Origin of the sequence: Paenibacillus sp. NPDC058071 (assembly GCF_042885235.1) — a bacterium.
GTDB lineage: Bacteria > Bacillota > Bacilli > Paenibacillales > Paenibacillaceae > Pristimantibacillus.
This window is the reverse complement of record NZ_JBHVSK010000001.1, coordinates 604,108-628,437: the sequence shown is the minus strand read 5'-3', so window position 1 is coordinate 628,437 and position 24,330 is coordinate 604,108. Positions and strand designations below refer to the sequence as shown.

21 protein-coding genes are annotated in these 24,330 nt (G+C 49.7%); 16 read left to right on the top strand and 5 right to left on the bottom strand.

Going from position 1 to position 24,330, the window contains the following annotated elements; genetic code table 11:
- The first annotated feature begins 122 nt into the window (after positions 1–122).
- From ACFVTB_RS02850 to ACFVTB_RS02815, 8 genes are all read left to right on the top strand, one after another.
- Positions 123–1,055, top strand: a complete 933-nt coding sequence (locus tag ACFVTB_RS02850; RefSeq protein WP_387744931.1) for a FecCD family ABC transporter permease — start codon at positions 123–125, stop codon at positions 1,053–1,055.
- The gene (locus ACFVTB_RS02845; protein ID WP_387744804.1) at positions 1,048–2,052 is read left to right on the top strand and encodes a FecCD family ABC transporter permease; all 1,005 of its coding nucleotides are present in this window, start codon (positions 1,048–1,050) and stop codon (positions 2,050–2,052) included. Before ACFVTB_RS02850 ends, ACFVTB_RS02845 begins: the two co-directional genes overlap by 8 nt.
- A 1,018-nt stretch (positions 2,053–3,070) precedes the next feature.
- Positions 3,071–3,739, top strand: a complete 669-nt coding sequence (locus ACFVTB_RS02840) for a FadR/GntR family transcriptional regulator (protein ID WP_387744801.1) — start codon at positions 3,071–3,073, stop codon at positions 3,737–3,739.
- Positions 3,740–3,767: 28 nt separating this feature from the next.
- The gene (locus tag ACFVTB_RS02835) at positions 3,768–4,985 is read left to right on the top strand and encodes a CynX/NimT family MFS transporter (protein WP_387744798.1); all 1,218 of its coding nucleotides are present in this window, start codon (positions 3,768–3,770) and stop codon (positions 4,983–4,985) included.
- A gap of 583 nt (positions 4,986–5,568) precedes the next feature.
- The gene (locus ACFVTB_RS02830; RefSeq protein WP_387744795.1) at positions 5,569–7,407 is read left to right on the top strand and encodes a UbiD family decarboxylase; all 1,839 of its coding nucleotides are present in this window, start codon (positions 5,569–5,571) and stop codon (positions 7,405–7,407) included.
- A 143-nt stretch (positions 7,408–7,550) separates the two neighbouring features.
- Positions 7,551–9,938, top strand: coding sequence for a polyprenyl synthetase family protein (locus tag ACFVTB_RS02825; protein ID WP_387744792.1), 2,388 nt, complete (start codon positions 7,551–7,553; stop codon positions 9,936–9,938).
- Between the two features lie 289 nt (positions 9,939–10,227).
- Positions 10,228–11,706: an Lsa family ABC-F type ribosomal protection protein gene (locus tag ACFVTB_RS02820; RefSeq protein ID WP_387744789.1), complete on the top strand. Its 1,479-nt coding sequence runs from the start codon at positions 10,228–10,230 to the stop codon at positions 11,704–11,706.
- Between the two features lie 56 nt (positions 11,707–11,762).
- Positions 11,763–13,007, top strand: coding sequence for a winged helix-turn-helix domain-containing protein (locus tag ACFVTB_RS02815; RefSeq protein ID WP_387744787.1), 1,245 nt, complete (start codon positions 11,763–11,765; stop codon positions 13,005–13,007).
- 168 nt (positions 13,008–13,175) lie between these two features.
- Here ACFVTB_RS02815 and ACFVTB_RS02810 read toward each other — a convergent pair whose 3' ends face one another.
- Entirely contained in the window at positions 13,176–13,682 is a 507-nt protein-coding gene (locus ACFVTB_RS02810; protein ID WP_387744784.1) for an SRPBCC family protein, read from the bottom strand.
- Positions 13,683–13,951: 269 nt separating this feature from the next.
- Between ACFVTB_RS02810 and ACFVTB_RS02805 the strand changes: the two genes are divergently transcribed.
- A complete protein-coding gene (locus ACFVTB_RS02805) occupies positions 13,952–14,737 on the top strand; it encodes a nucleotidyltransferase domain-containing protein (protein ID WP_387744782.1) in 786 nt (261 codons plus the stop codon).
- A gap of 187 nt (positions 14,738–14,924) precedes the next feature.
- On the opposite strand, the gene ACFVTB_RS02800 is transcribed toward ACFVTB_RS02805, so the two are convergent.
- The gene (locus tag ACFVTB_RS02800) at positions 14,925–15,686 is read right to left on the bottom strand and encodes an SDR family oxidoreductase (RefSeq protein ID WP_387744779.1); all 762 of its coding nucleotides are present in this window, start codon (positions 15,684–15,686) and stop codon (positions 14,925–14,927) included.
- A gap of 248 nt (positions 15,687–15,934) precedes the next feature.
- On the opposite strand from ACFVTB_RS02800, the gene ACFVTB_RS02795 reads away from it, so the two are divergent.
- Complete coding sequence (locus ACFVTB_RS02795) at positions 15,935–16,420, top strand: DinB family protein (RefSeq protein WP_387744778.1); 486 nt, start codon at positions 15,935–15,937, stop codon at positions 16,418–16,420.
- Between the two features lie 86 nt (positions 16,421–16,506).
- Here ACFVTB_RS02795 and ACFVTB_RS02790 read toward each other — a convergent pair whose 3' ends face one another.
- Complete coding sequence (locus ACFVTB_RS02790; RefSeq protein WP_387744775.1) at positions 16,507–17,178, bottom strand: HAD-IA family hydrolase; 672 nt, start codon at positions 17,176–17,178, stop codon at positions 16,507–16,509.
- A gap of 302 nt (positions 17,179–17,480) precedes the next feature.
- On the opposite strand from ACFVTB_RS02790, the gene ACFVTB_RS02785 reads away from it, so the two are divergent.
- The 3 genes from ACFVTB_RS02785 to ACFVTB_RS02775 all read left to right on the top strand — a co-directional run bounded on the left by ACFVTB_RS02785 (position 17,481) and on the right by ACFVTB_RS02775 (position 20,177).
- Entirely contained in the window at positions 17,481–18,389 is a 909-nt protein-coding gene (locus tag ACFVTB_RS02785; protein ID WP_387744772.1) for an NAD(P)/FAD-dependent oxidoreductase, read from the top strand.
- Between the two features lie 206 nt (positions 18,390–18,595).
- A complete protein-coding gene (locus tag ACFVTB_RS02780) occupies positions 18,596–19,372 on the top strand; it encodes a DeoR/GlpR family DNA-binding transcription regulator (RefSeq protein WP_387744769.1) in 777 nt (258 codons plus the stop codon).
- Positions 19,365–20,177 carry an HAD family hydrolase gene (locus ACFVTB_RS02775; RefSeq protein ID WP_387744766.1) on the top strand — a complete coding sequence of 271 codons (813 nt, stop codon included), beginning with the start codon at positions 19,365–19,367 and terminating at the stop codon, positions 20,175–20,177. The genes ACFVTB_RS02780 and ACFVTB_RS02775 overlap by 8 nt, the downstream gene beginning before the upstream one ends.
- A 118-nt stretch (positions 20,178–20,295) precedes the next feature.
- On the opposite strand, the gene ACFVTB_RS02770 is transcribed toward ACFVTB_RS02775, so the two are convergent.
- The gene (locus ACFVTB_RS02770) at positions 20,296–21,651 is read right to left on the bottom strand and encodes an MFS transporter (protein ID WP_387744764.1); all 1,356 of its coding nucleotides are present in this window, start codon (positions 21,649–21,651) and stop codon (positions 20,296–20,298) included.
- Positions 21,652–21,811: 160 nt separating this feature from the next.
- On the opposite strand from ACFVTB_RS02770, the gene ACFVTB_RS02765 reads away from it, so the two are divergent.
- The 3 genes from ACFVTB_RS02765 to ACFVTB_RS02755 all read left to right on the top strand — a co-directional run bounded on the left by ACFVTB_RS02765 (position 21,812) and on the right by ACFVTB_RS02755 (position 23,287).
- Entirely contained in the window at positions 21,812–22,132 is a 321-nt protein-coding gene (locus tag ACFVTB_RS02765) for an ArsR/SmtB family transcription factor (protein WP_387744761.1), read from the top strand.
- Positions 22,133–22,274: 142 nt separating this feature from the next.
- Entirely contained in the window at positions 22,275–22,664 is a 390-nt protein-coding gene (locus tag ACFVTB_RS02760) for a tautomerase family protein (RefSeq protein ID WP_387744928.1), read from the top strand.
- Between the two features lie 77 nt (positions 22,665–22,741).
- On the top strand, positions 22,742–23,287 hold the full coding sequence (locus tag ACFVTB_RS02755) for a GrpB family protein (protein WP_387744758.1): 546 nt from the start codon (positions 22,742–22,744) through the stop codon (positions 23,285–23,287).
- 420 nt (positions 23,288–23,707) lie between these two features.
- On the opposite strand, the gene ACFVTB_RS02750 is transcribed toward ACFVTB_RS02755, so the two are convergent.
- Entirely contained in the window at positions 23,708–24,121 is a 414-nt protein-coding gene (locus ACFVTB_RS02750; protein ID WP_387744756.1) for a hypothetical protein, read from the bottom strand.
- Positions 24,122–24,330 lie beyond the last annotated feature (209 nt).

Sequence of the window (24,330 nt, the reverse complement as noted above, 5' to 3'; positions counted from 1 at the left end):
TTCGGATAGGGCAGCTTGCGCATGGGGGGGCGAAAAGGATTGTGAACGTCGCATTTATTCGAAAAAACAACAAACGAAAGCTCGCCGTGCTGGCGGTCGGTTTGGCCGCTTTGCTGGTAAGCATGCTGTGCAGCACGCTCTTCGGGCTGCAAGCTTTTTCACTATCGCAATTGTGGGAGGCGTACAGCCGGTTCGACGGTTCTAACGAACATCTGATCTTGACGACGGCGCGGGTGCCGCGAACGTTGATTGCGGCTTTGGTCGGAGCCGGTTTGGCGGTAGCTGGAGCGGTCATGCAAGTGTTGACGCGTAATCCGATTGCTTCACCATCGACGTTCGGCGTAAACGCGGGAGCCGTACTGTTCATCGTAATCGGCCTGACGACGCTTGGATCATCCTTGACCATGACCGGTATGGTGTGGCTCGCATTTATTGGAGCGGTGGTTACTTCGGCGGTAGTATACGGACTTGGGATGCAGGGCGGAGGCTTCGAGCCGATTAAATTGACGTTGGCCGGCGCCTGCATGGCGGCGTTCGCGGCATCCATTACGTCCGGACTTATTTTGCTGAATAAGGAATCGCTGGATTCGGCGTTGTTCTGGATGATCGGCTCTGTGTCGGGGCGCAATTTGGAGCATCTGACTATGGTGCTTCCTTATATGGCGACGGGACTGATCCTAGCGTTGACGTTGGCAGGTTCGCTTAACATCATGGCGCTTGGAGACGATGGTGCCAAAAGTTTAGGCCAGCGGCTCGGCCTGACGCGCGCTCTGGCAGCGGCGGCCGTTGTGTTGCTGGCGGGCAGCGCGGTTGCCGCAGCCGGTCCGATTGCGTTTATCGGTCTAATCGTTCCGCATTTGTGCAGGGCGTTAGTTGGCAACGACTACAAATGGCTGCTCCCTTATTGCGCGGCGGCGGGAGCGCTTTTGCTTGTGACTGCGGATTTGGCGTCGCGTTTTCTGCTGGATGCCAAAGAAGTACCGGTAGGTGTCGCCACGGCCGTTATTGGCGTGCCGTTCCTCATCCATGCGGCGAGGAGGAGAAAGCATGTCTAGCGCCAAAGGGAAAAAGTTCATTTGGACCTTAGCTGCTTTGACCGCTGCAGCCATTGCGCTGTCACTGCTGCATTTGTCGGTCGGTGGAGTGAGTGTACCGTTGAACGAAGTGTTTAATTCATTGGTGGGACGGAACGGCGAGGCTAGCGATTTGATCGTTATGCAATTTCGCTTGCCGCGCATAATCGGCGCTTTGCTTGTCGGCGCTGCGCTCGCTGTCGCAGGCGCGATTTTACAGGGCGTGATCCGCAATCCGCTTGCCTCTCCCGACCTGCTTGGCGTGACGGGAGGCGCTTCGGTAGCGGCTGTCGCTTTTATGACTTTTGTTACCGGCTACAGTATCCATTGGGTGCCGGCCATCGCGATTGTTGGAGCTTTTGCAGCAGCGTCAATCAACTATATTTTCGCTTGGAAGAAAGGCGTATCGCCTCTGCGTCTCGTGCTGATCGGCATCGGCATTTCGACCGCAATGGGGGCGCTCACGACGTTTCTGCTGCTGAGCGGGCCAGTCTATTTAGCTGCCCAAGTATTAAATTGGATGACAGGCACGCTGTACGGCACCAATTGGCGGTATATTGAGGCGCTTTGGCCTTGGGTTGTCCTGTTTATACCGCTGTCGCTCTTGCTTGCGAAAGAATTGAACGTTCAGTCGCTAGGTGAGGATACGGCCCGTGGCTTGGGAAGCAGACTTCAATTCAGCCGATTTCTGCTGTTAGTTTATACCGTTGCGCTGGCTGGGGCGGCTGTTGGCATTGCGGGCATGATCTCTTTTATCGGCTTGATGGCCCCGCATATGGCGCGCAAGCTGATTGGCAACAGCTATAGGCAAATCATTCCGGTTTCGGCATTGTTGGGGGGGATTTTGCTGCTGTTGGCCGATCTGGCTGGGAGAATGTTGTTTCAGCCGCTCGACATACCTGCTGGCGTGTTTACAGCGGCGATCGGTGCTCCGTTTTTCATGTTTCTGTTATTTAGGCGCAGAAAAATGGTGGGTTAATAGTGAGGGTAGTTTAATCACTCTCATGCTAGTGGTGATTAGAATTTCAGGAGAACCCTTGTCTTGTTTCGTTACAAGAGAAGGGTTCTTTTCGTTTTGCAGGCTGAAACGGGGAGGTCGCCCTTCTTCACTCAACAGCAGCATAAAACTGATTAATGATCAAGTTGGCTGCTACTGCATGCGATAGGGATGCAAACGCTGGAGTAGAGTGGGGCTTGATAATAGATGCGAAATGGCAGTAGCTGAATTTTTGTGTTGTTTATAAGGCGGGTGGGAATGGAGATGAATTTTAAGTAGTGAATAATGATTGAGACAATGCTTGAAAACTGGTGGTGGGAAATTTAAATAACTGCGAAAAGGCAGTTATTGTTTCTGTTTAGAGCAAGAAATGAGGAAATAACTGCCAAAATGCAGTTATTCGTTACGCTATGCGTGCAAACAGTGGGATAGAGCTTGAAGTAACTGCGAAAAGGCAGTTATTGTCTCTGCATGGGGCAAAAATGAAGGAAATAACTGCCAAAATGCAGTTAAATATTACGCATTGCGTGCAAATGGAGGGATAGAGCTTGAATTAACTGCGAAAAGCAAGTTATTGTCTCTGCTTGGAGCAAGATTGGTGGGAGTAAATGTGAGCCAGGCGAAATCGGCCGGCACCGTCGACTACTATCATGAGGCGCAGAACGCGAGTGAAGTAAAGTACGACGACGCACTGTCAAGCAACGCCTAATTAAGTCCAGAGAGACGAGTACAAGCGAGAAAAAATAAACGAGGAGCAAAAAAAGCCATGCAGGCTGTCGTGACTTAACTGGCAGACTTCATGGCTTTTGTGACTTTCTCAGCAGCCATGCATGGCTTTCATGCACTTACTTCGCATATTTACGGGAAGGCGCTACTTGCTTTACCCAGCACTTCTAAAAAAATGGGCGAAAGCCTCGCTTTTCCAAACTACTGATGCTATAATAAACCAAAGAACCAAACATCCTACGTTTAATCGAGTAGAAGGGAAGGAGGAATCGAGATGCTGTCGCAAACAAATCGATTGACACTTGTCGAGCAAGTGGCTATGCAAATTCAGCAGCTGATTGAATCCGGGAGATGGCCGGTTGGCATGCGTATTCCCGCGGAACCGGAGCTGATGGAGCAGCTGTCTGTCAGCCGCAATACGCTGCGGGAGGCGATCCGGGCACTAACGTACGCCGGGTTGTTGAAGACAAGGCAAGGCGATGGTACTTACGTGCGTGCTTCAAGCATTCTGGGCTCGGTAATCGGACAGATCGTCCGGCAGACGGAGCTGCAGGAAACGATGGAGGTTCGCCATGCGCTGGATCGGGAAGCAGCCTGCCTCGCCGCCCAGAGGCGGGAGGAGGATGACTTGGCCCTGCTGCGGCGCTGCTTGGATGCTTGTGCCAAAGCGATCGAGGAGAGAGATTTCGAAGCTTATGCGGAGTGGGACGTCCGCTTTCATAAAGGCGTCATTACAGCATCGGGCAACGGATTGCTATCGGAGTTGTACAACCACATTACGGATGCGCTTGAAACCATCATTCGGCAGACGATCGATTACGATAACTGGGACGGTTACCTGCATTCACACGAGCAGCTGTACAATGCTATCGCATCTGGAGACAGCAATCGTGCAGCTGAAGCGGTAGAAATCTATATCAGCAAGGCAAAGGAAGGCATATAGAGAGACAATTAATTGGAGGAAAAGGAAAGTGAAATCATACAATCAATCCATAGCGGCAGGTCAAACAAACAAGACTGCTGCAAGCTGGCTGCTCATACTCGGAATCGCTTTTGTAGCTGCTAATCTGCGAGCTCCGATTACGTCCGTCGGTCCGTTAATCGGAGACATCAAACAATTTGTCGGCTTATCCAATTCGGCAGCAGGCATGCTGACGACGGTTCCGCTGCTTGCGTTCGCGCTGTTGTCGCCGGTAGCGCCGAAAATCGCTAGACGGTTCGGTATGGAGCGGACGATTTTTTTCAGTCTGCTGCTGCTTACAGCAGGCATCGTCTGCCGATCGTTCTCCGGCACGGCTGCTCTGTTCGGCGGTACTGTATTGCTCGGAATGGGCATCGCGGTATGTAATGTACTGCTGCCAAGTCTCGTTAAACGAGATTATTCGAACAAGGTCGGTCTCGTAACGGGCATTTACTCCGTCTCGATGAACTTATGCGGAGCACTCGCTTCCGGCCTTAGCGTACCGCTCGCTAGATACGCCGGACTTGGTTGGAGCGGCGCTTTGAACGCCTGGCTGCTGCTCGCGGTGATCGGCATTCTGTTCTGGCTTCCGGCGTTAAAATCCGACAGGCTGCAAGCTGCCGTCAGCGGAACGGGAGAAACGGAGATTAAGCTGAGTCGCTCGCCGCTCGCTTGGCAAGTAACGATCTATATGGGCATGCAGTCGTCCATTTTTTACATTTTCGTGGCATGGTTCCCAGAAATACTAATTAGCCGTGGCATGAGCTCGGATAAGGCAGGCTGGATGCTGTTTCTATTCCAGTTTGCGATGCTGCCATTTACATTCCTAGTACCGATTATCGCCGGCCGCATGAAGGACCAGCGACCGCTGGTTGTGCTCACGACCGTCTTGTATTTGGCGGGAATCGGCGGCTTATTCTTCGCCGATAACCGTCTAGTGCCGCTTTGGTCGGCGCTGGTCGGCATTGGCGGCGCCTGCTCCTTCGGTTTGGCGCTCATCTTCTTCACGGCGCGCACGAGAAACGCGCATGAAGCGGCCCGCTTGTCCGGCATGGCGCAATCGCTCGGCTATCTGCTGGCCGCGGTTGGCCCTTTGCTGTTCGGCTTGCTGCACGACGCGACGCAGCATTGGACTGTGCCATTGATGGCGATGCTCGTTATAGCGCTTCTTATCTTCGCGTTCGGAATGGGAGCTGCGCGCAACCGGCAAATAGGCAACGAGAAATAGAGGTTTGACCGCCGTAGTGCAACCGAGTACCGTGTTTCCTGATGGTATCGCGCGCCGAGAGGTGCGTGGCGCGAAACAATTTCATAACGCGGGCTTCTCCCAGCGCGCGTTATGGCGCAGCCATCCGATGTTTATCAGAATTTGTACCATAAGCCTCGCGGCAACGCGGGGCTTCTTTATTATTTTGTGAAACGAGAAGCCCCTACCGCCATCCGATGGCTATAACGCGCACTGATCGTGCTGCGTCCTGACGCACGGCGCCTTCGGCGCCATAACGCGAGCTGGGAGAAGCGCGCGGACATTCATCCAGCAGCATCGCCCTGCCTGTAACACTGCTAACAGCCGTTTTACACAAGGTTTGACCGTCGAAATGTTACCGAGCACCGCGTGCCGCGATGGCACCACGCGCCGAGAGGCGCATCCTTGTCGACTCTTGAAACCGTCACCATCCGTTCAATTGTGCTTGAAGGCGATCGTAGTATAAAATGATAGAATAGAAGGCGGCGGCCAAGGTTTGCTTGGCTCATAAACAGCCGCATGAGACGAAATCATCATTACTTCGACGATTGGAGTTCAAATAAAAATGGTCTATCGCAATTTAGAGGAATGCGTGCTCGATCTGGAGAAGCACGGGCATCTCGTTCGCATCCGCGAAGAGGTCGATCCGCATCTGGAAATGGCTATGCTGCATTTGAAAGTGTTCGAGGCGGGCGGGCCGGCCCTTTTATTCGAGAACGTGAAAGGTTCCAAGTTCCGGGCTGTTTCGAATCTGTTCGGAACGGTAGAGCGGAGCATGTTCATTTTTCGGGATACATGGGAACCTGTCCAGAAGGTCATTGGCATTCGCAACGATCCGATGCAGGCGCTGAAAAATCCGTTCAAGCACATCGGCTCCGGCTTTGCGGCGACGACAGCCCTGCCTAAGAAAGGGAAAAGCGGAAAACCGCCGGGGATGGTCGAGATTAGCCTTAGCGATTTGCCGCAAATTGTGCATTGGCCGGATGACGGCGGAGCCTTTATTACGCTGCCGCAGGTCTATTCGGAAAATCCGGACAAGCCGGGCATTATGAATGCAAATCTGGGCATGTACCGGGTTCAAATTAGCGGCAACGACTACGAGCAAGACAAGGAAGCGGGCGTTCATTACCAAATCCATCGCGGCATCGGCATTCACCAGGATAAAGCGAACAAACGGGGCGAGCCGCTAAAGGTGAGCTGCTTTATCGGGGGCCCTCCGGCGCATACGCTGTCGGCGGTTATGCCGCTGCCCGAAGGCATGAGTGAGTTGACCTTTGCCGGCTTACTGTCCGGCAGACGATACCGTTACGGCTACGACGACGGTTTCTGCGTCAGCCACGACGCCGATTTCGTCATCACGGGCGAGATTTATCCAGGCGAAACGAAGCCAGAGGGGCCGTTCGGCGACCATCTGGGCTATTACAGCTTGACCCATCCGTTCCCGGTTATGCGGGTTCGCAAGGTATACGCTAGGGAAGGCGCGATTTTTCCGTTTACCGTTGTCGGTCGTCCCCCGCAGGAGGATACGGCTTTCGGCGATCTGATCCATCAGCTGACTGGCGGCGCGGTGAAACAGGAAATTCCAGGCGTAAAAGAAGTGCACGCAGTCGACGCCGCAGGCGTCCATCCGCTGCTGCTTGCTGTAGGCAGTGAGCGCTACACACCGTATGAAACGGTGAAGCGGCCAGCTGAGATTTTGACAATCGCCAATCGTATTCTGGGAACGGGCCAGCTCAGTCTCGCCAAATATTTGTTCATTACGGCCGAGGAGAATGAGCCAGTCGATACGCATCATATCGAACGCTTCTTCGGTTATGTGCTGGAGCGAATTGACTTGCGCCGGGACATTCATTTCCAAACGAATACGACGATCGATACGCTCGATTATTCGGGCACAGGACTGAATAGCGGCAGCAAAGTCATCTTCGCCGCCGCTGGCGATAAAAAGCGTGAACTGTGTACCGAGGTGCCAGGGGAGTTGCAAGGACTGCGTGACTTCGAAGGCGCACATATGGTTATGCCGGGCGTCGTTGCCTTGCAAGGCCCCGCTTTCCAATCGTATGCCGATGCAGAGCGCGAATTGAACGGCTTATGCGAGGAGCTTCGCTCGCGAGGAAAGCTCGACGGCTGCCCGATGATTATCGTTTGCGACGACAGCCGATTCTTGAGCGAGTCGACCTCCAATTTCTTATGGGCGACCTTTACGAGAAGCAATCCGTCGCATGACATTTACGGCGTAAACGGCGGCTATGAGCATAAACATTGGTCTTGCGACAACGTTATAATCGACGCCCGCGTCAAGCCGCATCAGGCGCCGCCGCTGCTGCCCGACCCGGAGACGGAGAGCCGCATCGAGCGCTTTTTCGCCAAAGGCGCCAGTCTGGACGGCGTTCTCAAGTCATAGGATGCGAGCAGCAATTAGAAGGATGTTCCCGAGCCGGTCGGGGGCGTCCTTCTTTTTTGCAGAAGACGTAACCCAAAGGAAGATTGCACGTATATTAGTTATTCACGGAATGATCATTAAATAGTAGATGAGGGAACGAACGCATGAATATGGCGCTCACGGATCATGCCGATCAATGGTACCGGCAAGCTGAGCAGAAAGCTGCTCGCTATTTTGCAACGCTGGACGCGCAGGTCAAGGATAAATCTTATTTGACGGCGCTCACGGCCGATTTTCAACTATGGAAAAAAAATCATCTCTCGCCGCATCCATTGCTGTCCTTAGCTTCCAGGGGCAAGATTCGGCCGGAATCCCGGCATTACCGTTCCTATATCCGATGGTTGAATGAAACGGGCGGGCTTGACCGCTATTTGGACCGGAGCGTTTCCTATATTTATATGAGAGATCTGGGCAAGGCGTTAGATGGCTCGAACGACCACAGGCGCGTAGCGCACATCGTCAGCGACGTGAAGCGGCGCTTGATCCGCTCGGTCTATGCGAATGGCAAAGAGTCGCCGGAATTGCTTGATCTGTCCGTCATTTACCGGTGGGCACAGAAGAAGGGCGTTGAAAACGCGACGATCTGGGCCATCGATAAAATTAAAAACGTTGCTGCCCGCATTCCGAAAGAAATGAACGGGGAGCATGCGATCCGCAAGCTAATCAAAATTATGATCGGCGTCGTCATGCATACCGAAGAAGAGATTGCAGGCCTCTCGCTGCCGAAAGCAGAACGGGCAAGAAGGCTGGATGAGGCGATCCGGCTCGGCTACTGCTATGGGCTGACATATCCGCTGATCGACGATTTGCTCGATTCCGGGATATTAAACGAGCGTGAGCAGGAGCATTATTCACGCATGATTCGGACTGCCCTTGCGAGCGGCACTGCGCCGGTGCTCGGCCATTGGAGCGGATCTCATACCGAGCTGATCCGATTCGTGCACGCGGAGCTTCGTGACGCTTTCGACTACATGAAAAGCCGTCAAAAACCGGAGACGCTGCATGCGTTTTTTCGCCAGTCCTACGTTTTCTTCCACGCGCAGGATGTAGACCGCGTCAAAGATCTGTCCAATGGCAGCTATTCAAACGAGGAGTTATATTTGCCAATTATTCTTAAATCGTCTTCATCACGGTCGATTGTGCGATACGTCATCGGCGCGACAGAGGACGAGGCTTTCGAGCAAAGAACGTTTTATTACGGCATCTATAATCAGTTAGCCGACGACTTTTCCGATTTGTTCGAGGATTATGCGAGCGGCTCGGTGACCGCCTACACTTATTACTATAAATACGGCAAAGTGCGAACCGATTTGATCAATCCGTTCGAAATGTATTGGGCGGTTATTTCCCATTTGATCCACAGCGTTTACCGATCGGATGACAAGGCCCGCGAGGTGATTCTGGATCGCGCGGTCAATGGGCTGAAACGATGCAAGGAACGATTCGGAGCCGAGAAGTACTTGGAGCTGATGAACATTTTCGCATCGGGCATTCCGTCATTCAATCGTCTTATCCAGGAACTGGCGCGCAAAGCGGACAACGTCGACTTTTTCGATAAGCTGCTGCGGGACCAGTTCATTACAGCGCTCCGCAGCGACAAGGAAGAGCAGGAGAGATTCACGCAAACGTTCGAGCAGGTACAAGCGCAAATCAATCGTCATTTGAAAATCGAAGAGCCGGACGAGACACCGCGCATGAAGACTTCGCTGATCGATGCTGCTAATTATAGTCTCGAAAGCGGCGGTAAACGATTGCGGCCGGTGCTTTCTTGGGTGATGGGCGTACAGCAGTACGGACTGAATGCTGAGGCGATCGTTCCGCTGCTGCGTTCCTTGGAGTATATGCATACTGCTTCCTTGATTTTCGACGACTTGCCGACGCAGGATAATGCATCTACTCGCCGGGGCCGCCCAACGCTGCATCGGCTGCATAACAGTGCTACGGCTGAATTGACGGGCTTGTTTCTCATTCAAAAGGCGATAGAGGAGCAGTCTTCGCTGAAGGGCTTCAACGCGAACGCGGTGCTCGCGTTGATCCGCTATTCGTCCCAAAAGGCTGCTGAAATGAGCATGGGTCAAGCGATGGATTTGCAGTCAAAAGGAGAGGCGCTGACGCTCGAGCAGCTTGCTCAGCTTTGCTTTTACAAAACCGGCATCGCCTTCGAGGCATCGCTCGTTATGCCAGCGATTCTAGCGCAGGTGAAAGAAGAGGAGCTGGCGCTGCTGAGAAAATTCGCTTACCATGCCGGCATCGCTTTTCAAATCAAAGACGATTTGCTGGACGCGGAAGGCGATCAGCGGGCGCTCGGCAAGCCGGTCGGCCAAGATGTTGAGAATAACAGCTCGACGTTCGTGACGATATTAGGCGCGGAGGGCGCGAGACAGGCGATGTGGGATCATTATTGCGAGGCGATGGAAGCGCTGAAGAAGCGGCCGCATTCCGCTGTTTTTTTGAAGCAATTGCTTAATTATTTAATCAACAGGGATCATTAAAGGTTGAATTGCATACGGCGCTATGCTATTATGTTGTCAACTTAAACGATTGGAGCTGAAGAGTATAATGGATTTTTCTTGCTAATGGGTCAATGGATAAAACAGCTAAGCGATCATTCGCTTGTTTTATTATTTCCTATGCAAGAAAGTTACTCCATTATCTTCATGCTGCCGATAAATCCCGCCTCATGTCCCGAGATCGGACATGGTTTGCCGTATTTATTTTAAGCTGCAGGAAGTAACTTTCTTGCAGCTTTTTCTTATTTTTACGGCACGGGAGGATACCACTATGTCACTAATACAAGTTTCTCAATTAACATTTGCCTATGAGGGCAGCTACGACCCGATATTCGAAAACATCAGCTTTCAGATCGATACCGATTGGAAGCTCGGCTTTACAGGACGCAACGGCAGAGGCAAAACGACATTCCTGAACCTGCTGCTCGGCAAATACGAGTATAGCGGTCATATTTCCGCCAGCGTCGGCTTCCATTACTTTCCGTTTCAGATTGCAGATCAAACGCAGCTGACGATGTACGCGCTCGAGGAAATTTGTCCCGATTTCGAGCAATGGCGGCTCATACGCGAGCTGACGCTGCTGGACATGTCTGAAGACGTTCTATACCGTCCTTTCGAGACGCTGTCGAACGGCGAGCAAACGAAGGTGCTGCTTGCGGCGCTCTTTTTAAAGGAAAATCGTTTTCTGCTCATCGACGAGCCGACCAACCATTTGGATCGCCAAGCGCGAAAGCTGATCAGCGATTATTTGCGCAAGAAGAGCGGCTACATTCTCGTTTCCCACGACAGAGCTTTTCTGGACAATTGCGTCGATCATATATTATCAATCAATAAAACAAACATCGACATTCAGAAAGGGAATTTCTCCGACTGGTGGGAAAACAAGCGCAGACAGGATCAGTTCGAGCTTGCGGCCGATGACAAGTTGCGCAAAGACATTAAACGATTAAACGAGTCGGCGCGGCGAACGAGCAATTGGTCCGACGAGGTCGAAAAGTCGAAAAACGGCACGCGGAATTCCGGCTCAAAGATCGACAAAGGCTATGTCGGGCATAAAGCCGCGAAAATGATGAAGCGGTCGAAGTCGATCGAGCAGCGCCAGCAAAACGCGGTTGAGCAAAAATCGCAGCTGCTTCATAATGTTGAAAACGCCGAAAGCTTGAAAATCGCACAGCTAAACTACCATAAGAGCAGGTTGGTTGAGCTCGATAAAGTATCGATTTTTTATGGCGATAAGCAGGTTTGCGGAGAGATCAGCCTGACGATTGAGCAGGGCGACCGGGTGGCGCTATCGGGTAAAAACGGCTCCGGCAAGTCAAGTCTGCTCAAACTGATTCGCGGCGAGGATATCGGGCATACCGGCCAGATGCGAATCGGGAGCGGGCTTGCCATCTCTTATGTGCAGCAGGACACCTCCCATTTGAAAGGGTCCTTTACCGATTATGCGGACGAATATGATATTGACGAAAGTTTGTTTAAAGCGATACTGCGCAAGCTCGATTTTGCCCGGGTTCAGTTCGAGAAAGATTTGTCGGCGTTAAGCGGCGGACAGAAGAAGAAGGTGCTTATTGCGCGAAGCTTATGCGAGAAAGCGCATTTGCATATTTGGGACGAACCGCTCAACTTTATCGACGTCATCTCGCGCATGCAAATCGAGGAGCTGCTGCTGGAGCATGAGCCGACGCTGTTATTCGTGGAGCATGACAGCCAGTTTTGCGATCATATTGCGACGAAAACAATTGAGCTGTAACGCGGGTTGATTGATCGACGTGATTCCAATTTGTAAGAGGAGGCAGGGGACACCGGATGAAAACATTAAAAGTTTCGAAGCGCGCATTAAGACGCTTTTTGCTCGAAAAACAGCTGCTGCTGAACCCGCATTCATTTCGAGCGGCGACAGAAGAGGAAGGAAAGCGGCAAGTGCTGGAGACGCTTCGGCAGCTGGAGTGCGTGCAAATCGATCCGGTGTCCGCCGTGCGGCCGAATCAGCATTTGGCACTATCCGCAAGAATCGGCGGCTATGAGCCAGACTGGTTAAACGGCTTGCTTCAGGGTGGCGAGGTGTTCGAATATTTCGCCAATGCAGCCTGCATCATTCCGATGAACCATTATGCGATGTTCGAGCCGATTCGGAATCGGATGCGACTGAACACGGCATCGCAGCTAGACGAGCTGCGACCGGTTGCCGAGTCGGTGCTGGATAAGCTGAATCGCGAGGGTCCGCTGCCTTCCAAGGCGTTCGAAAGCGATCAGCGGGTTCGCGGATATTGGGACAATGCCAGCGCCTCCGCCAAAACGAAAGCGACCTCGCATGCGCTCAATTTGCTGACTGATTCGGCGCAAGTGCGCATCGTCGGCCGGGATGGCAATCAGCGGCTGTTCGACGTAGCGAGCCGAAGCGTGCCAAGCGGCTTGCTGCAAGAGGCGGAGCGGATAGAGGAACGGGAGGCGCTTGACTCGCTGCTGCTCAAATACTGTCGCGCATACCGGGTTTTCGAGCCAAGTGACGCTCGCTTTGGCTGGCAAAGACTGAAGGCAGCGGAGAGGCGGGAAGCCATCGAGCGCAATGTGAATGACGGAACGATGGCTGCGGTTGAAGTGGAAGGGGTAAAGACGGTTTATTACGTGCTTGCCGAGGATGTCGGGCGCATCACGTCTCTTGAGGAGGACGTAATTGGGACCGGTGCTGCCGATCCAGAGGAGGAGACGCCGATCGCCTTCTTGCCGCCGCTCGACAACTTATTGTGGAGCCGGAAACGGCTGGAAGACTTATTCGACTTCGAATACCGCTGGGAAATTTACACGCCGGCTGTTAAACGCAAATACGGCTATTATACGATGCCGATCCTTGCTGGCGACCGTTTGATCGGGCGGATGGACCCGCGGCTCGATCGTAAGCAAGGACGGCTGGACGTGCAGCTGCTGCATTTTGAGCCGGATGTTGACGTTTCGCCGCGTTTGCTGCAGTCGGTGCATGCGGCGCTTGAGCAGTTTGCTCAAGCGAATGGGGCAAATCGTGTTAACGTGCCGAGTCCGGGGGCTGCTGGCTAAGCGCTCATTATGTAAGTGTAAGTGTTCGATATAGAGTTCGAAAACGATGCTGTGAAAAAAACAAGCCGTACGTGGTCGGCCGACCGTATACGGCTTGTCTCTCGTAAAAATAGGCCAACCAGTTTTTTCTGGTTGGCCTATTTTTATGGTTGTTTTTTGATTAACGCACTAAGAGGACGTATTACGCAAATGCTCGGCCAATCGGCTCCACGTTTGGGTCATGCCTTCGACTACACCGAGATTGAGGGTCCGCTTCAACGCTTGTGAGGAAACGAATTCAGCACGGTTAATGAGCTTCGTTCCGCCGTTATGGGATTGGAACGAAAGTGTGATCAGAATTCCTGTGCCTTCATTCACAATACCTTCCTCGTCGGAAGGATAATCCACGTAAACGAGCTTCACGTTTGGTTCTATTTCCTTGTAAATCATTTTTCCCCAAGATTTATTGTCGCTGTCAGCGGAGGCAATACAGTAATGCCAAGCGCCGTCTGGGCGCAGGTCGACTGTGCAGACGGGCAGCGTCCAGCCTCTTGGGCCCCACCATGCTGTGAGTTGCTCGGCCTTCGTGTAGGCTTCATAAACCTGCTCGGGTGTAGCATCGAACTGCCTTTCCAGCAGCAGTGTATTGCCTTTTGCTTTTGAAGTCACGGCGTTAGCCGATTTTTTCTTTAACATGCGGTTTCTCCTTTAAACGTTGAAGTATCTAAGCAGCAGCAGGCACGGGGGCTGTCCAATAGAAAACCCGCCCGGCGCGCTTCGAAATGATCTATTCTATTATGCCTGTTGACCCTCTAACATTTCAACCGTCTGCGTATGACTGCGATACGTACTTTACGTATTCATACGGTCATTGCGAAAAGCGATAAACCTTTTGACTGTTACAAACGACAATGATATGATGCCGTAATACCCTTTCGGGGGTCATAATAATAGGAGTGTTGTTTATGCCTCTACAAATGCACGAAGATTTTATTAACCATGCAAAAGAAATACTTCGTCAGGACAATCGTTTACTTGGACTTCTTGTGGGAGGTTCCATGATAACGGGCATAATGGATGAGTACAGCGACTTAGATTTTATTGTCGTATACGAAGCTGAATTCAAAGAAGAGATCATGAACCAGCGTATTCCAATTGCAGAGAAGCTAGGAAATTTATTAGCTGCTTTTACAGGCGAACATGTAGGAGAACCGCGAGTTATTATTTGCTTGTACGGATCGCCGCCATTGCATGTTGATATTAAATTCGTCACTGTTCAGGAACTTGAACAACGAGCTGAGAATCCGATTATCCTATGGGAACGGGGAAGTGAGATTAGCGCTTTAATGCAAGGCACTTCACCACAGTATCCGTATCCTAGTCTCCAGTGGATAGAAGATCGTTTTTGGGTATGGGTGCATTATGGGGCGACAAAATTGGGCCGGGGCGAATGGTTCGAGCTCATCGATCATATTACCTTTATGCGTAATGCTGTACTCGGGCCACTGTTCCATATCAAGAACGGTGAGCTTCCAAGAGGGGTAAGGAAACTCGAAGTACATGAGGGCGAAGAGCTTGAGGAACTAAAAGAAACGATTCCAGGTCACAGCGCTGAGCGTTGTTACCGCGCACTAAAAATGACCATTCGACTTTATAAACGGTTTCGTCAAAATTCGGAAGGTCTCGAATATAAAAGAGAAGCGGAACAGGTTTCAATTTCTTACCTAGAATCTGTTTACAATAAACAATAAGGGCGCGAGACGCTAAACGGGAGAGAGCAGGAATGCTTTTGCCCGTTTTTTTATTTAACGATAGAGATGCTCCTGCCTTGCTTGCTGCGTTTATAAAAGCCGAAGAAAAAACATGCTGCCGGTAAAACGACAGCATGTTCGAACAAAGGTTATTGAGGACATACTAGAACGGTAAAGGCTGCAAGCCCTACCAAGGAAGCGTGTTTTCCCCATAGAGGAAAGCGCCAGTCGGTCCGTCCTCTGGCAGGGTAGCGGCATAAATACTGGTCTTTGCGCCTTCCGCCTCATTCATATCGGCAGCATGTCCGCCAAGACGGGTGCGCACCCAGCCGGGATGAACCGAGTTCACTTTAATCGGCGTGTCCCGAAGCTCTGCTGCCAAATGAACGGTGAAAGCGTTAATTGCTGTTTTGGATGCATTGTAGGCGAAGGTTTTAATGCCATACACTGGCGAAGCTGGATTCGCCTGCAGCGCAAGCGAGCCAAGAATGCTCGAAACGTTGACGATGCGTCCGGCATCGGATTGGCGGATAAGCGGCAGCAGCGTTTGCGTAAGCGCGATAGGCGCGAAAAAGTTTGTATCAAACGTATTTCGCAAAATATCGGACGGGATCGTGCTCGAACGATTGACGACTTCTCTGGAAATATCGTCTTGGTCCAGCAATATTCCGGCGTTATTGATTAGAATGTCCAGTTTATTGAATTGTTGTTGAATGTAACGGTAGACGGCTTCGTGATCTTCGGCAACGTTGACGTCGATTTTCACGCTATGGGCATCATAGCCTTTATCCTTCAAAGACGCTGCGGCCTCTGCTCCTGCCGAGGCGTCTCTAGCTCCGATAATAACGGTTGCACCAAGCTCAGCCAGGCCTCGAACCGTCTCCAGACCGATTCCTCGCGTTCCGCCGGTTACAAGGGCTACTTTTCCTTTTAAAGTTGTTGCTGTCATGGATAGTCGACTCCTAACTTTTGTGTATTGTAGAAATGTTCTACGGAAGTGAGAGCACAATTTTTATGAGAACGATCATTCTCCTTTAGCTAAAAAAATGAGCTTCTCTCTATTCGCAGCCGCCTTCTGCGATCAGTATAACAGTTTGAGAACGATCAGTAAAGAATAATCGTCATTTATTTACAACCGAACATTCATTCGGTATAATTAATTCCGGTTTAGAAAGCTTCTTGGAAGGACGTGCGTTATTGAACAGAAAAGAACAACTGATTGCCGAATTTGAAGCGTTAATTCCATTCGTTGAATCTTTACGGAAGTATGGCGAGGGGAGACTCACTTCTCCTATAGGGGAAGGAAAATGGTCGCTGAAAGATATGTTGAGCCATTTCATGTTATGGGACCGTTACTATATTGAACGAGCATTAGAGCCGATTGCCGAGCGGAAGGATGAAGCCGTCATAGCGGTTAGCAATCAATTTGAGATTGAATCGTACAATCAGCAAGCAATTGCTTTTGCAGAGGGCCGAACAGCTTCGGACGTTATGGACTTGATGATCGAAACGCGCCAGCGGGTGCTGTATTTGTTAGAGCAAATACCGGAGGACTTGTATGACAAATCTTACTCTGATCTGGACGGCGATCCGTTCAATATCGCCGAATATGTGACCGACATGACCGGACATGATGGACATCATTTGGCTCAGATGAAGGACTATATCCTCACGGCTGATTGAACCGGCTGCCAAACATGTAGAGAAGATGTATTAAAAATGGCGAACCGTTGTCGGGACTTTCTTTCCCGGAGCGGCTCGCCGTTTTGCTATTGCACGGATTGCTGCTTCAACCGATTCAAAATGGTTTTCAATTCGGAAAAGCTGCGAATGACATGATCCGCATGAGCAAGCTCGTCGGGCTGAGCAAAATAGAAATGGCAGCCGATGGAGACTAAGCCGTTGTCCTGCGCCGCTTTAATATCGGACAGCCGGTCGCCGACGACGGCGCCATGCCGGATTCCGTATTTGCGCTTGATCGCTTGAACAAGGTCCGATTTGTGCTGTGACGGGATATGCTCGATGCTGAACGTTTCCGTTACCCAGCGATCCAACTGATAGTAGTCCGTTATGGCTTGCAAATAGGCGACTAGGCCGTTGCTTGCGATATAGAGTTCGAAGCCGTTCCGCTTCAGATCGGCCAGTATTTCCTCGACTTCCGGATAGAGTGCCCCGCGGCCTGCGGAAATTTGGGTGATTAGCAAGCTTTGGAACTGTTCATTCGCTTGCTGCCGCTCATCCTCTGCGTGTTCAGGCATCAGATGCTCCCATACGACCGGAAGCGGGACGCCCATTATTTGGCGGTACGTCTCGATCGGTGTCTCGCGATTCCAACGATTTTGCTCTCTTAAGCGGGTGAACGTGTCTTCCAGCGCAGGCTCCAGTATTTTATCCGTTTGAAATAAAGTGCCGTCCATATCGAAAATGACCGCAAAAGACATATAACCCCTCCTAATGTTCTCTATAACGACTATCATTTACCATCATTTTAATTACTTTAGTTCATTTATTCCGGATCGGCAACTAAAAAGAGGGTGCTTGACATTTCTAATCTATAATCGTTATTATGGATATAAGGAATCCATAATTGATATAGAGGGTTTCCAACATCTAGGTGACAGACATACGGTTCAAGTCGAAAAGCTCCCGTTACAATGCATATGCCAAGAAGCGGGATGCCTTTGCTTCGTTATATTGTAGATATAACCTATCTATAAAATCATCAAAAAGGAGATTAGAGAAGATGAGCTATGATTGTGTCATTATTGGCGGGGGACCGGCGGGATTAAATGCGGCATTAGTGCTTGGCCGGGCAAGAAAAAAAGTTGCAATCATTGATAACAGCCGTCCAAGAAACGGAGTTACGCATGCATCGCACGGTTTTATAACGCGGGACGGCATCGAGCCGTCCGAGTTTCGGCGCATCGCTTACGAAGAGGTGCTTCGTTATCCGACGGTGCAGCATTTGAATGTTGAAGCAACCGATATTCAGAAAACAGAGAACGGCTTTACGGTTCATACTGCATCTGAAGAGTTGCTGACAACTCGGAAACTGATACTAGCCGCTGGCTTGAAGGAAACGCTCCCGGCCATTGACGGTGTTCACGAGTTTTATGGAAAAAGCTTGTTCAACTGTCCGTTCTGCGACGGCTGGGAGCTGCGGGATCAGCCGCTTGCCATCATCTCCGATCACCCGTACGTATTTCATAAAATCAAGCTGTTAATTAACTGGACCCGGGATCTGGTGATCTGTACGAACGGAAGCGGCGTTATTAGCGAAGAGCAGCGCCAGGAAGCTAGCTCCAAAGGCATTTCGATTATAGACACGCCAATCCAATCTCTGTCCGGGAGCGATGGTATACTGGAGCGGATTTATTTTACGGACGGTACGCATCTGGATAGAAGCGGCGGATTTGTCGATCCGGTCTTGACGCCAAATATCCATTTTGCGGAAGCGCTTGGTTATGAAACATCCGAAAACGGAGCGATCGTTTCCGATGCGATGGGCCGTACGGCGGCAGCCGGCGTCTTCGCGGCCGGAGATTCGGCTTATGTGATTCCTTCTCAGCTTATTTATGCCGCTGCTTCTGGCAGCAAAGCGGCGATGTCCGTCGTGGCGGAGCTGATCGAAGAGGATTGGAAGGACGCTTAATCGCGAGTTGTTAGAAGCCTTGACCGGATATTGTCATCCGGTTAAGGCTTTTTTTCATGCAATGATGCAGCGATCTGCCCAAATCAGAAAAAAATGCCTTGAAATATTGCGTAATGACTTATAATGCATTATGATGACTTATAGATGATGCGATATAAAGGGAAGAAATGCTGCACATATCGGCACCGTTGAGAGGAGGCGAAGGCTTGTTTCAAGAAGAGCGCTTGAATGCGATTGTCGACTATTTGAACAACAACAAAAGAATCGATATTAAAGATATTTGCCGGCTGTTTGAGGTGTCGCGCGATACAGCTCGCAGGGATTTGATCCGAATGGAGGAGCTGGGACTCATTATTCGGACACACGGAGGCGGGGTTCTTCCGAAGCGGGCTAAGGAAGTGCATCAGTACAAAGACCGTTTGATTAGAGAATCGGACGAGAAGCGCGACATTGGCCGTCATGCGGCGTCTCTTGTCAACGGCGGTGATTTTATTATGATGGATACTTCGACGACCGTTCAGTTCGCGGCTGAGGATTTAACTGCCGACCCTCTGGTCGCCGTTACCAATTCAATCGATATCGCCGATGTGCTGTCAAAGAAAGAGTCGATTCGGACGTTTCTGTTGGGCGGAGAGCTGAACCCCAAACATCGATTCCTATTCGGACAAACGACCATTGACGAGCTGGCCAATTATACTGTGGACAAATTGTTTCTTGGCGCTTGCGGCATGACAGAGCACGGTTTGTCTTACCCCGACGTAGAAGATGGAGTCGTAAAACGCGAAATGATTAAGCGAGCGAAGCAAGTCATTGTGCTGGCCGACCATACGAAATTCGGGGAACAGATGTTTTATAAAATTTGCGGGCTGGAATCGATCGACTTGCTCATTACCGATCGCATGCCGGAGCGCGGGCTAATGGAGAAGCTAGCCGAGCATCAGGTTGAACTGCTCGTCGTAACGGAGGAGGATAACGATGATTAAGCTAATTGTGAGCGATCTAGACGGAACCTTGATGGACCATACGAGAAGCATTAATGGAAGAGACCGGCAAGCGGTGCAAAAAGCGCTGGATAACGGGCTGGAGCTCTGCATCGCTTCAGGCCGCATGTATGCGGAAATTAAAACGATTATGCAGTCATTCGAGCATCGCTTTCACGCTTTAGGTCAGAACGGCGCGACGATCTACAACAAGAACCAGCGCCTCGCGGCCGCTTACGAGTTTGCACCTGACATTAGCGCCAGTTTGATGGAATTGACGCAGCTTGACGATCGGTTCGTTCACTTTGTACATTGTACAGACGACTCCTACTATACGAGTCAACGGAATGAAGTCACTTTGCCTTACGAGTCCCGCATCCTCATCTCGTGCAAGGAGCGAGTCGGTTTGGCGGCCGACTTGGCTGAGGATCGATTGAGAAGCAGTAAAATATCGTTTTTCGGACCTATTGAGGGACTGCTGCAGCTGGAAGCGGAACTAAATCGCCGCTTTAGCGATCAGGTCGAAACGTTTATTAGCGATAAGGATTGTCTTGACGTGATGCCGAAAAATGTTTCCAAAGGCGCGTCCTTGACACTGCTGATCGAAAAGCTTGGCCTGCGACCGGACGAAGTTGCGTGCATCGGGGATTCATTCAACGATTTGTCAATGTTCGCGATTACGCCTCATAGCTACGCGATGGCCGGCAGTCATGCGGACGTCCGTTCTCAGGCAAGTCACGCCGTAGCTTCGGTAGCCGACGCTATCGACGACATTATTAACGGACATCATACAACGGCAATCCGTTAAACAACGGTTTTATTTGCTCCTATGCTTCATTAGAGGCTGGCAGCCTCAACGTAAAAACAGCCTGTCTCATGAGGAGACCGGCTGTTTTTTATTGTGGAGTAACGTTCATCTCAGCGTATTAAGCAGACCTTTTACGATAAAAGTAAGAAAATGCGATGCCCAAGAGTGCTAAGAAGAACATTCCCCAAAAAATATTGGCATACGATAAGGCGGGCGGCAAATGATTTTGCCAAATCATCACATTGGATACGGCAGCGATGACAAAAGCTCCACTAAAGAACTGCAGGAGCTGATACAACCCGGTGCCAGACGTAATTTGCGACGAAGGCAATAAACGGGTTATTTCATTCATGACGCTGCTTCCGAGGATCGTAAAGCCAAGACTTAATACAATATATCCGATAATATTGGCAAACCAGAAGTGGACGCCGAGCAGCGCGAATAATAAAGTGGCTACTAGCGGCAGCAGCGGTACATAGTTCAATATGGACTTGTTGCCATTAGCATCGATGAAGTTGCCGGCTTTTCGCGAAACGAACATCGCCAATAACGCGCCGGGAAAAACGACAAGACCGGCTTCGCTGGCATTCAGCTTAAAATGGTTCATTAACATTTGCGGAAGTAAATATAAAGTTGCAAAGTTGCACATATAAGCCATTATGCCAATAAAGGATAATGTCAGATAGGTTTTATTTTTGAATAAAGACGCTTCAATGAACGGGTCTGGCGTTCGCGTAATATGCAAGGCGAATAAGATAAGGCCAACGATTCCAATGCCGATGCATATCCACCATGACGGGTTGGTCAGGAAGAGGAGCAAACCGGCAGTTCCCATGCTGATGTAGAGCGCGCCCTTCACATCGAAGCTCCCTTTCGTAAACGACTCTTTCGGGATGAGAATGTAGAGGAAAGGGACGATAAGCAGCAGCAGCATAGATACAGCGAAAAGGTATTTCCAGCCCCAATATTGAACGATCAGACCGCCGAGAATAGGACCTAATCCAATTCCAAGCGAAACGGATGCCATGATTAAAGACATTGATTTCCCGCGTCTGTTCAAAGGAACGTAGCGGCTGAGCAAAATAATCGATAGTGAAATGCCAGCCCCGGCTCCGCTCGCTTGAAAAATTCGCGCAACCAATAGCAGCCAGAAGTGATTGCTAAAGAAGCCGATGATGGAAGCCAGGCCGATCGAAGTTAAACTTATAGCAAACAGCAGGTGAATTGGCACAAAGTCTGACAGTCTGCTGTAAGTAATCGATGATATGGCAAACATAATGGAATAGCCTGTTATCGTTAACGAAGCTGTGGAGGGCGTGAGATGAAAATAATGGGTTATATCCGGTACTGCAAGATTAAACATGGCCGTATTCATTAAAATAAGAACGGTAGTGACGGCTAATAAAAATGAGGTTAACCCTTCCCTCTGAAGTGTGACATTGGCGTTTTGCTGTGGAGCTTGTATATCGCTCATAAAAAAAATCCCTCCGGTTGATCTATCCTTAGTTCGAAGATTATCGAACAAGAGAAAATATATCACGGCTTTTTTGAAAAAGCAATCGGTCTTTAAATAGATATTTTTGTGCGCGATTTGGAATTCTGATATGATAGTATGTGACGAAGGGGGAAGAGATATGAAATCGCAACAGCATCCTCAATCAGAAGGCGACATTCAATTATCACCCGTTTTGTATGCGCTAAGCGACCCGATCCGGCAGCATATTGTCGATGTAATTAGGGAGCATGGCGAGCAAGCATGCAATTTTTTTAATGTGCCTATCGCAAAATCGACCTTCTCGTATCACGTTAAGATATTGCGCGAAGCGGGAATCATTCATGCCCGGTCTCAAGGAACTCTCCGGTTGTTGTCATTGCGGGAAGAGGAATTGGAGCAACGGTTTCCCGGATTGCTCGATTCCATCTTGAAGGCTTATGAGATCGAAAAGAAGAAATGAGTATCCGAACATTCCCCGTGTGATGAGGAATGTTTTTTTTCTGCTATTTACGACAGGAAGAACATGTTATAATTTGGTTGAACTAGAAACTTAGTAAAGATGAGTAGAGATGAGATGAGAAGAGAAAGGTGAGATGAGCAGCATGGCTCAAGTGAAAATTTATGGTTTGAAGGAACGGCTGAATCCGGTCAAGGAAAAGCTGTCGGAGGTCATTCACTCCTGCGTCGTCGAAGCGCTGCAAATGCCGGCCGATAAAAAGTTTCAGCGGTTCTTTCCGATGGACAGAGAAGATTTTTATTACGCTCCCGGACGCACCGAGGCCTATACCGTCATTGAGATCAGTCTATTTGAAGGCCGATCGACAGAATCGAGGAAACGGTTGATCCGGCTGCTTTTTGAACGCATTCAGGACGAATTGGACATTTCCCCGCAAGATGTTGAAATTACGATTTTCGAAACGCCGAAATCGAACTGGGGGATCAGAGGCCTGCCCGGCGACGAGCTTCAGCTGAATTATAAGGTTAAAGTGTAGATAGGTGAAATTGAGAAGGTGATCGGTTAGATTGCCTTCTTTTTTATTTTTCAGTGGGCCAACGAAAGGAGAACAGGATGGAAGATCAATGGAGAATCGCGGCTTATGACCCGCAATGGAGAGTTCTGTTTCTGGATGTAGCTTCGAGGCTGCGCGCAGCGCTTGGGGATTTGGACATTCGGATCGATCATGTCGGCTCCACCTCAGTAGAAGGCATGGACGCCAAACCAATCGTGGATATTCAGCTATCTGTTGCAACTATGGAGCTTCTTTCGAGCTATAAAGCCAAGATCGAGCAGGCTGGCTTCGTATTTCGAGAGGAGAATCCGGATAAAACGAAGCATTATTTTCGCGAGCTGCCGGGCGAGCGCAGAACACATTTGCATGTGAGAGAAGCAGGCAGTTTCTCGGAACAGCTTACGCTGCTTTTTAGAGATTACTTGCGCGCCCATGCTGATGAATGCTTAAGATACGCTGAGGAAAAGCATCGATTGATGGAGCTGTACAAGCATGACCGGCCGAAGTACGTAGAAGGCAAAGCTCCCGTCGTTTGGGATATCGTGCAGAAAGCGCATAGCTGGTCGCAGAAAACGGGCTGGAGGCCCGGGGCTTCTGATAGGTGAAGGTGTTGAAAAGCGGGAGCCGAAAAATCATTTATCTTTTTGGACTCAGAGAGAAGCCCGGAAGATTATATGCGAAAAATCGTATATATTTTTCACTATATTGGAGTTTTGGTTAAATATATGCGAAAAATCATATATAACCTTTCTCTAAGGCGGAGTTCTGAGTAAATATGTATGAAATTTCATATATATTTGGTGCTTAGGTGTGATTTCGGGAAATTATATATGATAAATCATATACATTACGCAATCAGATGAAGATAGGGGGGATGTGAAACATTCATATTATATTAACGATTCACAATTAACTGAAACTGACATTCCGAGACAGCGTGTAGAACTTTTCAAGCAACAGGGTTTTAACGAGGAAGGTGAAGGTTAGCAATGTGTTCCAACAAGTTACTTCTATAGACCTAAGTGTTATTGAGGATGATTTTCGTGATGTCTACGAGTGACATTAATACTATCCGTGATATTCCCACCTTCTTCAGAGGCTTCAACAACAAAATGATCATGAATAGAATCTTCTTTGGTATATCTCCAGATACAAGTCCAGTCATCTGTTTTTCCTTTTCCCTTACAAATCAGGATTCGATTTTTCCATTGTTGTGTTCCAGTTGGAACTCTCCACACATTAAATGTATTTGGATAAGCGGTAGAAACATGAATCACCATCTCTCCATTACCTTCAGGTAGGTAGACCCAATTGCCTTCAGGAGCAGGAATCGTTTCTATGCTCATTAAAGGCGGCTGTGGTATATCCGCATTAGCAAAGCCACTACTGGTGATAAATGCAGAAACAATGATAACAAGTTTAGTCGTATTCCTTCTCATAAAAAAATCACCTCAATGATAATGTCACCAGTTTCATCTACAATTAGCAACAAAACAAAGCGTACAGTCACTTATGCTTTTTACATTGCTTATTCATGTCCCAAACCTCAACAATCTGACCAAGCCGAGAAGGGTTGGTTTTTTTTGTGTAAAAAATAATCTTGCGCTTGATATATATATGCGATATATTGCATATAATAATTCTGTTA

Bases quoted from the DNA above. Each gene is read 5' to 3' on its own strand.
- ACFVTB_RS02775 (WP_387744766.1), top strand. From the start codon at position 19,365: ATGATTAAGCTAATTGTGAGCGATCTAGACGGAACCTTGATGGACCAT.
- ACFVTB_RS02760 (WP_387744928.1), top strand. From the start codon at position 22,275: ATGGCTCAAGTGAAAATTTATGGTTTGAAGGAACGGCTGAATCCGGTC.
- ACFVTB_RS02820 (WP_387744789.1), top strand. From the start codon at position 10,228: ATGTCACTAATACAAGTTTCTCAATTAACATTTGCCTATGAGGGCAGC.
- ACFVTB_RS02825 (WP_387744792.1), top strand. From the start codon at position 7,551: ATGAATATGGCGCTCACGGATCATGCCGATCAATGGTACCGGCAAGCT.
- ACFVTB_RS02840 (WP_387744801.1), top strand. From the start codon at position 3,071: ATGCTGTCGCAAACAAATCGATTGACACTTGTCGAGCAAGTGGCTATG.
- ACFVTB_RS02850 (WP_387744931.1), top strand. From the start codon at position 123: ATGCTGTGCAGCACGCTCTTCGGGCTGCAAGCTTTTTCACTATCGCAA.
- ACFVTB_RS02830 (WP_387744795.1), top strand. From the start codon at position 5,569: ATGGTCTATCGCAATTTAGAGGAATGCGTGCTCGATCTGGAGAAGCAC.
- ACFVTB_RS02770 (WP_387744764.1), bottom strand. From the start codon at position 21,651: ATGAGCGATATACAAGCTCCACAGCAAAACGCCAATGTCACACTTCAG.
- ACFVTB_RS02800 (WP_387744779.1), bottom strand. From the start codon at position 15,686: ATGACAGCAACAACTTTAAAAGGAAAAGTAGCCCTTGTAACCGGCGGA.
- ACFVTB_RS02845 (WP_387744804.1), top strand. From the start codon at position 1,048: ATGTCTAGCGCCAAAGGGAAAAAGTTCATTTGGACCTTAGCTGCTTTG.
- ACFVTB_RS02785 (WP_387744772.1), top strand. From the start codon at position 17,481: ATGAGCTATGATTGTGTCATTATTGGCGGGGGACCGGCGGGATTAAAT.
- ACFVTB_RS02815 (WP_387744787.1), top strand. From the start codon at position 11,763: ATGAAAACATTAAAAGTTTCGAAGCGCGCATTAAGACGCTTTTTGCTC.
- ACFVTB_RS02790 (WP_387744775.1), bottom strand. From the start codon at position 17,178: ATGTCTTTTGCGGTCATTTTCGATATGGACGGCACTTTATTTCAAACG.
- ACFVTB_RS02755 (WP_387744758.1), top strand. From the start codon at position 22,742: ATGGAAGATCAATGGAGAATCGCGGCTTATGACCCGCAATGGAGAGTT.
- ACFVTB_RS02750 (WP_387744756.1), bottom strand. From the start codon at position 24,121: ATGAGAAGGAATACGACTAAACTTGTTATCATTGTTTCTGCATTTATC.
- ACFVTB_RS02810 (WP_387744784.1), bottom strand. From the start codon at position 13,682: ATGTTAAAGAAAAAATCGGCTAACGCCGTGACTTCAAAAGCAAAAGGC.
- ACFVTB_RS02765 (WP_387744761.1), top strand. From the start codon at position 21,812: ATGAAATCGCAACAGCATCCTCAATCAGAAGGCGACATTCAATTATCA.
- ACFVTB_RS02805 (WP_387744782.1), top strand. From the start codon at position 13,952: ATGCCTCTACAAATGCACGAAGATTTTATTAACCATGCAAAAGAAATA.